The sequence below is a fragment of the Haloleucobacter albus genome (assembly GCF_052492075.1).
Window position 1 is genome coordinate 204,299 of sequence record NZ_JBQWAS010000025.1, and the last position, 10,899, is coordinate 215,197.

The 10,899-nt window shown below is 62.8% G+C and carries 9 protein-coding genes; 4 read left to right on the forward strand and 5 right to left on the reverse strand.

Going from position 1 to position 10,899, the window contains the following annotated elements; translation table 11 throughout:
- Positions 1–747 precede the first annotated feature (747 nt).
- Positions 748–1,539, forward strand: coding sequence for a histidinol-phosphatase (gene hisN, locus ACT6QH_RS08275; RefSeq protein WP_444974334.1), 792 nt, complete (start codon positions 748–750; stop codon positions 1,537–1,539).
- A 550-nt stretch (positions 1,540–2,089) separates the two neighbouring features.
- On the opposite strand, the gene ACT6QH_RS08280 is transcribed toward hisN, so the two are convergent.
- Positions 2,090–3,505 (reverse strand): ATP-binding protein, encoded by a 1,416-nt coding sequence (locus ACT6QH_RS08280; RefSeq protein WP_444974357.1) that lies wholly within the window; start codon positions 3,503–3,505, stop codon positions 2,090–2,092.
- A gap of 28 nt (positions 3,506–3,533) precedes the next feature.
- Positions 3,534–4,199 (reverse strand): response regulator, encoded by a 666-nt coding sequence (locus ACT6QH_RS08285; protein ID WP_444974335.1) that lies wholly within the window; start codon positions 4,197–4,199, stop codon positions 3,534–3,536.
- Between the two features lie 195 nt (positions 4,200–4,394).
- On the opposite strand from ACT6QH_RS08285, the gene dsbD reads away from it, so the two are divergent.
- Positions 4,395–6,488 (forward strand): protein-disulfide reductase DsbD, encoded by a 2,094-nt coding sequence (gene dsbD, locus ACT6QH_RS08290; protein ID WP_444974336.1) that lies wholly within the window; start codon positions 4,395–4,397, stop codon positions 6,486–6,488.
- Between the two features lie 58 nt (positions 6,489–6,546).
- On the opposite strand, the gene ACT6QH_RS08295 is transcribed toward dsbD, so the two are convergent.
- The gene (locus ACT6QH_RS08295) at positions 6,547–6,930 is read right to left on the reverse strand and encodes a hypothetical protein (RefSeq protein ID WP_444974337.1); all 384 of its coding nucleotides are present in this window, start codon (positions 6,928–6,930) and stop codon (positions 6,547–6,549) included.
- 180 nt (positions 6,931–7,110) lie between these two features.
- On the opposite strand from ACT6QH_RS08295, the gene ACT6QH_RS08300 reads away from it, so the two are divergent.
- Positions 7,111–7,812 carry a DsbA family protein gene (locus tag ACT6QH_RS08300; protein WP_444974338.1) on the forward strand — a complete coding sequence of 234 codons (702 nt, stop codon included), beginning with the start codon at positions 7,111–7,113 and terminating at the stop codon, positions 7,810–7,812.
- Between the two features lie 147 nt (positions 7,813–7,959).
- On the opposite strand, the gene ACT6QH_RS08305 is transcribed toward ACT6QH_RS08300, so the two are convergent.
- Both ACT6QH_RS08305 and ACT6QH_RS08310 read right to left on the reverse strand, forming a co-directional pair.
- The gene (locus ACT6QH_RS08305; RefSeq protein WP_444974339.1) at positions 7,960–8,904 is read right to left on the reverse strand and encodes an alpha/beta fold hydrolase; all 945 of its coding nucleotides are present in this window, start codon (positions 8,902–8,904) and stop codon (positions 7,960–7,962) included.
- A 156-nt stretch (positions 8,905–9,060) separates the two neighbouring features.
- Positions 9,061–9,549: an Hsp20 family protein gene (locus ACT6QH_RS08310; protein ID WP_444974340.1), complete on the reverse strand. Its 489-nt coding sequence runs from the start codon at positions 9,547–9,549 to the stop codon at positions 9,061–9,063.
- A 265-nt stretch (positions 9,550–9,814) separates the two neighbouring features.
- On the opposite strand from ACT6QH_RS08310, the gene ACT6QH_RS08315 reads away from it, so the two are divergent.
- Entirely contained in the window at positions 9,815–10,603 is a 789-nt protein-coding gene (locus tag ACT6QH_RS08315) for a creatininase family protein (protein WP_444974341.1), read from the forward strand.
- The last annotated feature ends 296 nt before the right edge of the window (positions 10,604–10,899 follow it).

Genomic DNA, 10,899 nt, shown 5'->3' on the forward strand with positions numbered 1-10,899 from the left:
GGTTTTCCGTGTGCGAAATTCTCTTCTTTTCCCTCGTGGCCTTTCCATTCCGTGTTGCGGAGGCGAAGAGCTGCGAATCTTCGCCTTGAAACGATGGCGCAGCGCGGCTTGTTCATCACAACTTGATTTTGCGGGTGCGGGGCGCTCACCTCAAGAGTGCGGCCCATAGCGCCTCCACGTCGTGCCTCCACGTCGCGTGCCCATGTTGCGTGGCACGTTCAGAGCGGCTGGTCTGGTGAGGCGGAGCTTTCAGGGGCATCAAACGGAATGTTGCGCGGCGCGCAACAGCCGGAAAGTCGGCCTGAAAAGAAAGAGGCCGTCCGCATTGGCGAACGGCCCAAGTCTAGGGAGGAAACGCCCAAGGAGGGCGACGGCAATGCAGCAAGCAATGCCGCGCTGCATCAATATGCGCTCTTCGCCAGAAGCTCACAAGGTTGTTGCGCGCTGATAGTTTGCGCATGGAAAGGGGCGTCAGCACCCTGAAAAGACAGGGGCTTTCGAAATGTGCCTGTCTTTTGCCCACATGTTTCCGCGCGGTGCCGTAGAATTGGGCGATATCTGCGCCAATCCGTATGCCGCCGCACCCTGATGGAGCAGGCTGAGGGGCCATTTCCTCCGTTCCTCGTGGTCTGTTGCGCTTGATCGCGGGTCGCTTCCGGGGCATGTGAGGTGCGGTCTGGCTGGCGCATCACGGCCACAGGCATGGCTTCAATGAGCAGTGCAAGCCGGAATAAGGAGTGCAGCCCGATGAGCGCGGTGGATGTAAAGGCCCTGGAAGAGTTCGTGCACAAGCTGGCGGCGCAGTCTGGCCAGGTCATTTTGCCCTATTTCCGCACGGCGATGCGCATGGATGACAAGGGCGGCGCCTATGGTTTCGATCCGGTGACCGAGGCGGATCGCGCGGCCGAGCAGGTTTTGCGTGAGATGATTGGCGCAGCCTTTCCAGACCACGGCATTATTGGCGAGGAATTTGATGCTCAGGCCGGGCACTCGGATTATGTGTGGGTTCTGGACCCGATTGATGGCACCAAATCCTTCATTTCCGGCATGCCGGCCTGGGGCACGCTGATTGGTTTGCTGAAGGAGGGCGCGCCTCTCTATGGCATGATGCACCAGCCCTTTATCGGTGAAAGCTTTTATGGTGACAGCACGCAGGCATGTTATCGCGGCCCGGCAGGCGCGGGCCGGCTGACGACGCGTGCCTGCGCCCGGCTGGAGGATGCGGTGTTGTTCACCACCAGCCCGCGGCTGATGAATGATGCCGACCGCGCCATTTTCTCCGTCGTGGAAGAAAAGGTCCGCCTCTCCCGTTATGGCGGGGATTGTTACGCATATTGCATGTTGGCCGCCGGACAGATTGATCTCGTGATCGAAACCGAGCTGAAATTGCATGACATTGCCGCGCTCATCCCCATCATTGAAGGCGCGGGCGGCATGGTCACCACCTGGGAAGGTGAATCGCCGGCGAAGGGCGGGCGCATTGTTGCTGCGGGAAGCCGCGCCGTGCATGAGCAGACCCTGAAAATGCTTCAGGGTTAAACAGGGTGCTCTGGCTGAAGCCCATCTGCCACGGGCCCACAACCCGGCCGCACGGAGCGCTTTTCCTGTGTTTTCAAACGGCTTGACCTGAATGCCAGTGAGGAGGCCGAGCTGGCCCACAGCCCGGCTGCCGTCATGGCACTTCTGGAACAACCGCTCTGGAAGGGGGCTGTTCTCGCGTAGGATTTCATGGCTTCAGCCAGAAATATATCGCCCATTTGGTGTGCCGGGCCGGGCGCATCATGACACAGGTGGCATATGTCAGGCCCGTGATGAACAAGCCCGCATCATGCGTCCAACCCCTTCCAATCCTTGCCAGCTCCTGCCAACACCCGCACAACGCGCGTCCGTTTGTCCGAGGCGCGGAAGGGGCGGACAAGTTATTCCTGTGCGCTGGAAATCAATCCGCGTCTGGAAGGTTCACGGATGGAGCCGACAGATGTGGGGCTCTGGCAACGATCCTGCGTTGCATGGCCTGTCTTGTCAGAGCCGTAGGGCCGGCCGGGCGGACCTTCTACAGCCTCCCCGCCCTGCGCCATGGTGGAGCGCATCAGGCGTCCGTCTCGAAACGGATCGTGATCTGAAGGCCGCTGCGGTCTGGTCGGTTGGCCAGTTCCATCCGCGCATTCAGCCGGGCGAGAGCGGTTTCCGCAATGGCCAGCCCCAGCCCGGTGCCGGTATGACGGCCCGCAGGCGCAGCTGATTCCGCCCCCTGAAGATTGCGCCCCCGGTAGAAACGGCGTGTCACCAGTTCCAGCTCTTCCGGGGCGATGCCGGGGCCCTCATCTTCCAGACACAGGGTAGAGGGCGAGAGCGCGCGGCAAGTGATTGTCCCGTCTGGCGGGCCATATTGCAGGGCATTTTCCAGCAGATTGCGCAGGGCGGTGCGCAGGGCGTCGCCGTCTCCCAGCACCTGCATCCTGTACAGGGCCGGGTCCATGGTGATGCGGGCGGTAAGAGGGAGAGGCGGGGCATCGCCCGGCGCATCCCGCGTCATGGCTTTGCGTTCATCTTCTTCCCGCACCAGCTCTTCCAGTACGGCGCCCACGGTCACAGGGGCTCCCTGTTGGCGAAGATCCTCGCCGGCATCCAGCCGGGCCAGTGTGAGAAGCTGGCGGACAAGGCGTGATGAACGATCCACCGAAACCAGAATTTGCCGGAGAGCAGCCTCGCGCGTGGCGGCTTCGGGGGAGGCGAGGGCGATCTGGGCCTGTGTTTTCAGCCCGGCCAGAGGTGTGCGCAGTTCATGGGCGGCGAAGGCCGTCACCTCCCGCTCATGGTGACGGGCTGTCTCGACCTTGGCGAACAGGCCGTTCAGGGCCTCGGCCAGTGGCCGCACCTCCGAGGGCGCATCGGCGGCATTCACGCGGCGCATGTCATCCGGCCCGCGCGCGGCAATGTTGCGTGTCAGTGCGGTGAGGGGGCGAAGGCCCCGGCCGAGGCTCACCCAGATCAACAGGGCCAGAAGAGGCACGATGAACAGGGCGGGTGCGACAAGGCCCAGAATGAGATCGCGCACCAGCCGGTCACGCAGGCCCACGCGGTCTCCCACCATCACGCGCAGGCCCTTTTCCGGGTCTTCCAGTGTGAAGACGCGCCACAGCTCGCCATCTACCATCTGGTTGGAAAAGCCCTGCTCCCCGGTACTCATCCGCCCCGAAGGCGCGCCACTGGACTGGGACATGAGATCCCCAGCCAGCGACCAGACCTGGCAGGAGAGCTGGCGCTCATAGCCGCCGCGCTCGATAGGGAAGGCGGGCATGTCAGCCGGGGCGTCAGAACCCATGGCCTGCGGGTTGGTCATCACCAGAGAATGCACCATGCGTGCGGCTTCTCGCAGGCGCGTATCCAGCACATGCTCCAGCTCGGCCCGGCTGCCCAGATATATCCAGGCCGTGGCCGAGAGCCACAGGGCTCCAGTGGCCAGCAGCAGAATGAGAAACAGCCGTCCGCGCAGGGATCGTATCATCTTGAAACTGCCTTCATGACGGCCTTCATGCCGCATCGTTCTTCATGCGGTAGCCCAGCCCGCGCACCGTCTCTATGGTCGCGCGGCCGATCTTGGCGCGCAGATTGTGGATGTGCACCTCCACGGCATTGCTCTCCACCTCCTCCTGCCAGCCATAAAGCCGCTCTTCAATGTCGGCGCGGGAGCGAATCATGCCGGGCCGCTCCATCAGGGCGGAGAGCACGGCGAACTCCCGACGGGAGAGGGCGACAGGTTGATTGCGCACCGTGGCCGTGAGGGCGGCCGGGTCCAGCACCACCTCCCCGCAGCGCATCAGTGCGGTCGCCCGCCCACTGGCCCGGCGCACAATGGCCCGAACCCGTGCGGCCAACTCATCCAGATCAAACGGTTTGCCGAGATAATCATCCGCTCCGGCATCAAGGCCGCGGATGCGGTCCTGCGTATCATCAAGAGCTGTCAGCAGCAGGGTGGGGGTGGTTTCGCCAGCCCGGCGCAGCGTGGCCAGCAGATCAAGGCCGGAGCCATCCGGCAGCATCACATCCAGCACCATAGCGTCGAACGACATGGTGGAAAGCGCTGCCCGCGCATCGCCGCAGGTGGAGACTGTATCCACCGTGGCCCCTGCCAGCCCCAGCCCGACCTTCAACCCATCCGCCAGAACAGGGTCATCCTCCACCACCAGGATATGCATGGCTGCTCCCCACCTGCTGCTGCACAATTGTTCTGCCATTCTTTTGCGCCACCTTAAGGCTCACTTAAGGCGCGGCCCCGAAACCGGCACAGGGGCGATCAGGCGGAGCATGCCAGTTTGCAGCATCATGCGCGGCATTCTGGGGTTTGCGCGGCTGATGTGGCAAATTCAAAGGGCATGCGCAGGAGCAGTTTGATGGTGCAAGCACGCCGCCCGGCCCGCACAATGGCCGGCATATGGAGGAGATGGCCCGCGCTGATAGCGCTGTGTGCGCTGTTTCTGGTGGCTCTGCCGGGAGCAGGATATTCGGGCGCTGTTGCGCAGCAACTGACGGCAGGTTCCGTTTCTGATGCGGGCGCGGCCAGTGGCGGGGCATCCGTGCGCAGCAATTGGGCCAGCCTTGGCGCCCTGAAGACGGCGCAGGCGGCGACGCCTTTCTCCGTCACGGCGCGGCGCGCAGAAGATGGCGCGCTGGTGCTGGACTGGACCATCCGCTCCGACAGCTATCTTTATCGCGATAGCGTCACGATTTCAGAAAATGGCAACCCCTTGTCATTTACCTTGCCGCCCGGTGAGGAAAAGGATGATGTGAATTTTGGCCGGGTGCGCATTTTCCAGAATGCGTTGCGGGCCATTCTTCCCGCTGCTGAGCTGGAGAAGCTGACGGCTGATGGTGCGTTGCAGGCACCGTTGCATGTGACATGGCAGGGCTGTTCGCAGGCCGGCATCTGTTATCCGCCGCAGGTGGGAGAAGTGTCTCTGGCCGCGCTGGGTGCGGAGCCGGTGAAGCTGACGCCAGCGGGCCCATCACTGGGCAACAGGGTTGCAACGCCCATACCCGGTGCGGGCACGGCTGAGGTCCCCGGCGCTGCGGCGGAAACACCGGCTGTGCCGCTTTCCGGCGCGGCTGTCAGCCCGGTGCGCGTCGCCTCTGCCACGGATACGCCTTCCGCAGATGAGAGCGCCTGGTCGCCTTCTGCTCTGCTGACGGGTGATCCGCTGTGGATGCTGGCGGCTTTTCTGGGGTTCGGGCTGCTGCTGTCACTCACACCCTGCGTGTTTCCGATGATTCCCATTCTGGGTGGGGTTCTGGCGCGCGCCGGCGCGCAAGCCGATGCCCAGGGCGCGCAGAGCGCCGGGAGCAGTGGCATGGGGCGCGGCGTTGCCTTGTCTTCTGTCTATGTACTTGCCATGGCCTGCGCCTATGGGTTGCTGGGGCTGGTGGCCGGCTGGTCCGGGGCCAATCTTCAGGCCGCTTTGCAAACCCCATGGGCGCTCGGGGCCATGGCGGTGGTTTTCGTGGTGCTGGCGCTGTCCATGTTCGGCCTGTTTGATATGCAGATGCCGGCGGCCCTGTCCTCCCGCCTCTCCGGGCGGTTGCCGGGGGCGGGCGGCTCTTTCTCCAGTGCGGCGATGCTGGGTTTTGGTTCGGCGCTGATTGTGGGGCCGTGCGTGACGCCGCCTCTGGCCGCCGCCATGCTGACAGCGGCGCAGACCGGGGCGGCCGGGCGAGGCGCCGCCGCCCTGTTCATGCTGGGGCTGGGCATGGGCCTGCCACTGATCGCCTTCGGGGCCTTCGGGGCGCGGGTCCTGCCCAAGTCTGGCCCCTGGCTGGCGCGGGTGAAAATGCTGTTTGGTGTCGTCTTTCTGGCGGTGGCGGTCTATCTCGCCACGCGGCTCATGGATGAGGCGCAGGCGTTGGGCATCTGGGGTGTGTTCGCCATCGGCCTTGCCGTGTTTCTGGGCGGGTTTGACCGCATGGAGGCCGGCATGGGCTGGCATGCCCGGCTGGGCAAGGCGTCCGGTCTGGTGCTTGCGGTGTATGGCGCCCTGCTGCTTGTGGGGTCCGCAGGCGGGGCGGGTGATCCGCTGCGCCCGCTCTCCTTCCTGTCTTCAGGCGGGCAGGGCGCTCAACTGGTCCGGCAGGAGGTTCCCGCCCAACGGGTCACCTCCATGGCGGCGTTGGATATGGCACTGGAGCAGGCCCGCGCTGAGGGGCGGCCCGCATTGGTATCCTTCACGGCGGATTGGTGCACGGTGTGCAAATCCAATGAGAAGGTGCTGAAGGGGCCGGATCTGGCCCCGGCGCTGGCCCGCACGACTTTTATCGCGGCGGATGTGACGGATTACGGCGTGGATAGTCGTGCGCTGATGGAACGGTTTGGCATTATCGGGCCGCCGACCATGTTTGTGGTGGACGCGACCGGCAGGGAAGTGCCAGGCACCCGGATGATCGGGGCCATCAATGCACAGGATGTCACCCGCAATATTGAAGCCGCGCAGCTATAGACGCCGAAAACACAAGGGCTGTGTGGCGAAAGCCTGCGGCCCTTGTTTTGAAGAATGGTCAGTCTTCCGTGGGGTGGGGCGCTTGACGCCCGCTGGCCAGCAGCCCGGCGACAAAGCCGGCCCCCATGGCGAGGGGCCAGATCAATACATGACCATTACCCAGGGCGATGGTGCCTGCGCCGCGCGTGGCGAGATAGCTCACCCCCACAGCCACACAGCAGAACAGCAGCAAAATTGCCATGGTGATGAGATTGCGCCGGCCGGCGGTCTGGATCAGCCGGGCGCGCCGGAAGAGAATGCGCACAATGCCCCCGGCCGCCGCTGCCAGCACATAGGACAGGATATAGAGCGCCGCCGCGCCGAACCGATAGTCCAGTGCCAGAAATACCGGCACCAGCGGCAGAAGCAGAATGGCCACGGTTTCCAGCGGGCGCAGCAGCATCAGGGAGCCTCTTCAGTTGAGCTGTTCCATTGTCACTTGCAAGGGGCGCGGACAATTGAGACCTTTTGGACCAGATCTGGTCTCCGGTCTCAAGCAGCATGCGCAGCGGCAAGATCTTTCCGGCTTAAGGCTGGCTTAAGCTGGATGCGTGATCTGGGGCCAGAGCTGAGGAGAATAGTGATGTCGAGCCTTCCGCGTTTTCGTGCTTCACGCCGCGCCGCCTTGTCTGTCCTGCGCCGGCAGGGAGCGCGGTTGATGCTGGCGACAGCGCTGTGCGTGGGTGGGCTGGCTGGCGGAGTGGTCGGCTGGCCGGGCAGTGCGGCACAGGCGCAGGACAAGCCGGCGCTGGACCCGCAAATCATCCTCAATGATCCGCTCTCTCCCACCAGCGGCAACCCGAAGGGCGATGTGACCATCGTTGCCTTCTTTGATTACAACTGCCCCTATTGCAAGAAATCCGATCCGATCATCGAGAAGCTGGCCAGGAAGGATGGCAAGATCCGCATTGTCTATAAGGATCTGCCCATTCTCTCCGAGGCGTCCGTTTATGGGGCGCAACTGGTGCTGGGCGCGAAATATCAGGGCAAATATCATGTGGCGAAAGACGCGTTGATGGCCCTGCCTGGCAGCAAGGTGACGCCGGAAGCCATGCAGAAGGCCGTTGCCGCCTCGGGTGTGGATATGGCGCGGCTGGATCGTGATCTGCAAACCCATGGCGATGAGGTAATGGCCTATCTGCGCCGCACGCTGGGGCAGGCCCGCGCGCTGGGGCTGAACAGCACGCCAGTCTATCTGATTGGTCCCTACAAGGTGGCGGCGGCTCTGGATTATGAGGGCTATGCTGAAGTCGTGGCGGACGCCCGCGCCCAGAATGGGAAATAAAAGCTGATAGCTCCCCGGATCAAGACGAGGGATTGCGCCGGCGGCGACAGGGCCGGCGCAACACGGACCGGCCGGCTCGGCTGCCGCATGTGCTGCTGCCCCCCTGCCATGCTGGCGCGGGGCCGGCCGGGCCTTCAGCCTTCAGGATCAGAAACAGGGCGTGCCGGGAATGAACGCATCAAAGGCGGCCCAGAACTGGGCGCGCAGCATATCCCGCTCCGAGAGCAGTTCATGGCGGGCGGCCGGCACCACCACATGTCCGCCCGCCACCAGCCGGGCCGACAGATGCTCAATAGCCATGTTGGAAACCAGCCTGTCCGCCCCGCCGGCAATGATGAGCAGGGGCTGGCGGATACGGGCGATCACATCCGGGTCCGCCATTTCCTCCATGGCTGAAAAGGCGGCGTGAACCCAGCCGATGGTTGGTGGGCCCAGAGCCAGCGCCGGATGAAGACGCACCATTTCCGCCTGTCTTGCATAACGCACCGGATCTGACGTGTTGAAATTCTGCGCGAAGGGGATTTCCGTCGAGGGCCGGGCCTGGGCCCCTGGTGGCAGGGCGCGTGCGAAGCCGCTCCAGACCAGCGCGGTGGCGAGCGGGCGAACGAGCCCTTGCATGGGCACCACCTTCAGGCCCAGCATGGGGGTTTCCAGCACCATACGATCAAACCAGCGCTGGCCCTCCACCACGGACTTCAGCAGAATGAGGCCGCCCATGGAATGGCACAGCGCATAATGCGGAGCGGGACAATCCGGTAGCAGCACGTGCCGGGTAAAGGCCTGAAGATCCTTCTGATAGGCATCGAAATTGCGGATATGGCCTTTCAGTGGATTGCGCAGCAGGCGCTGCGAGCCGCCTTGTCCGCGCCAGTCCAGCGTGGCGACGGCAAAGCCACGCGCGCGCAGATCCTGGATCGTCTCATAATATTTCTCGATGAAATCGGCCCGGCCCTGAAACAGCGCCACCGTACCGCGCAAGCCCTTGTGTGGCATCCAGCGGGCAAAGCGCAGGCGAATGCCGTCATCGGTGACGATCTCGCCGGTGACAGCGCCTTCCGGCATGGGGTTTGCGGGGGTTTCGTATAGGGGCATCTGCATCCGGCGGAAGAGGCGCGGAAGCGCCGCGCGGCAAAGGGCGAAGGTGGCATATCCCCCTCGGACACTCAATGCGGATACAAAAAGGGCGGCGCCGGAAGGCGCCGCCCGCAATAGTGCTGATATGGCAGCATATCAGAGGCTGATCGCCGATCAGGCCGCCTGCTGCGCCTCATCCACCTTCGCGCCTTCAATGGCGGACGGCTGTTCGGCCGGAGCGGTGTTGATGGGGATGATGCGGGGCTTCTTGGCCTCGGGAATGTTGCGCACGAGATCCACATGCAGCAGGCCATTCTCAAGAATGGCGCCCTTCACTTCCACATGATCGGCAAGCTGGAAGCGCCGCTCGAAGGTGCGCGCCGCAATGCCACGATATAGCAACTGCGTGCTTTCATTCTCGGCGGTGGCTTTCTTCTCGCCATGCAGGGTGAGGGTGTTCTCCTTCACCTCGATGGACAGATCCTCATTGGTGAAGCCGGCGACAGCCAGAGTGATGCGATAGGCATTCTCGCCGGTGCGCTCAATATTGTAGGGCGGATAGGTCGGGGTGGAATCCACAGTGCCTACCGTATCAAGCAGGGAGAACAGACGATCAAAGCCGACCGTGTTGCGATAGAGGGGGGAAAGATCAAAGCTACGCATGGCATATCCTCCTTTGAAGCGACATGCGGAACCTGCCAGAGAGCCAGGTTCACGTTCGGCGCTGTCACCTGGACCAGCGCCATTTGCGATGTGGGAATGAGGATGGGGTGCGTCAAGAACGGACGTATTAAAATTCGCGCCCCAGGCGGGAATGCAGAAATCTCATATCAAGCAGCGGCTTGATGTCTGCCGGATGCAAGATACGGGTGCTGCTCTATATAAAGAGACATATGCGCAGCCCCATATGGGCAGACAGGAGATGCAGATGTTTCGCAACTGGGCGGATCTTTCCTCACCGGCTCTGGCGGCTCTGGACAAGGAGAAGCTGGTCGCCGTGTTGCCAGTGGCTGCGGTGGAACAGCATGGGCCGCATCTGCCACTGGGGACGGATCTCTATATTGCGGAAGGTTATCTGGCCCGTATTCGTCCGCGTGTGCCAGACATGCTGGATGTGCTGGCCCTGCCGGTTCAGGCCGTGGGTAAATCTGATGAGCACCAGCGTTTCACAGGGACGTTGACCCTGACACCGGCCACGGCTGTGACGGCATGGGTGGAACTGGGCCGGTGTCTGGCGCGTGCGGGCGTGCGCCGTCTTGTTCTCATGAACACCCACGGCGGCAATGTGCCGGTGATTGATCTGGTGGCGCGCACCCTGCGGCTGGAGCATGACATGCTGGCCGTGACCTGTTCCATGCATCGCTTCGGTTATCCGGTGGGTCTGTTTGAAGAGCATGAGCGCGCCCATGGCATTCATGGTGGCGATGTGGAGACTTCTCTCATGCTCGCTTTCCGCCCGGAGCTGGTGGATATGGGCCTTGCTGACAATTTCGAACCCTATAGCGTGGGTATGGAGACAGAGTTCAAACGGCTGCGGGCCAACCATCCGGTGGGTTTCGGCTGGTTGAGTGAGGATCTCCAGGAAACCGGGGCCATGGGTGATGCGCGTCCAGCAACAGCGGAAAAGGGCGAAAAGGCTGCGGAACAAGGCGTGCAAGGCTTTATCGAATTGCTGGAGGATGTCGCAGCGTTCGATCTGAAGCGTTTTTCCAGGTGATTCAGGGGCGAGATTCGTTCTCTGTGATGGCCGGGGTGGCCTTGGAAACGACTGATGGGTGCTTTGCCGGCTCTTGTAAGATATTGTAATATTTGGACTTATATCGAGTTGTCCACAATGCGCGGCGTTTTTTGAGATATGCCTGTCATTTGATGCTTGACGGTTTGGGTTTGGCGACCGTATAAAGCGCTCACCAACGACGAGCCACCGCCGCTCAGCACTGAACGGCGGATGGATCTGTCTCTCACTTTCCGGTCTTGACTGGCGATGAGTTATCTGGCTAATTAGCCGGACTG

Bases quoted from the DNA above. Each gene is read 5' to 3' on its own strand.
- hisN (WP_444974334.1), top strand. From the start codon at position 748: ATGAGCGCGGTGGATGTAAAGGCCCTGGAAGAGTTCGTGCACAAGCTG.
- ACT6QH_RS08285 (WP_444974335.1), bottom strand. From the start codon at position 4,199: ATGCATATCCTGGTGGTGGAGGATGACCCTGTTCTGGCGGATGGGTTG.
- dsbD (WP_444974336.1), top strand. From the start codon at position 4,395: ATGGTGCAAGCACGCCGCCCGGCCCGCACAATGGCCGGCATATGGAGG.
- ACT6QH_RS08295 (WP_444974337.1), bottom strand. From the start codon at position 6,930: ATGCTGCTGCGCCCGCTGGAAACCGTGGCCATTCTGCTTCTGCCGCTG.
- ACT6QH_RS08300 (WP_444974338.1), top strand. From the start codon at position 7,111: ATGTCGAGCCTTCCGCGTTTTCGTGCTTCACGCCGCGCCGCCTTGTCT.
- ACT6QH_RS08305 (WP_444974339.1), bottom strand. From the start codon at position 8,904: ATGCCCCTATACGAAACCCCCGCAAACCCCATGCCGGAAGGCGCTGTC.
- ACT6QH_RS08310 (WP_444974340.1), bottom strand. From the start codon at position 9,549: ATGCGTAGCTTTGATCTTTCCCCCCTCTATCGCAACACGGTCGGCTTT.
- ACT6QH_RS08315 (WP_444974341.1), top strand. From the start codon at position 9,815: ATGTTTCGCAACTGGGCGGATCTTTCCTCACCGGCTCTGGCGGCTCTG.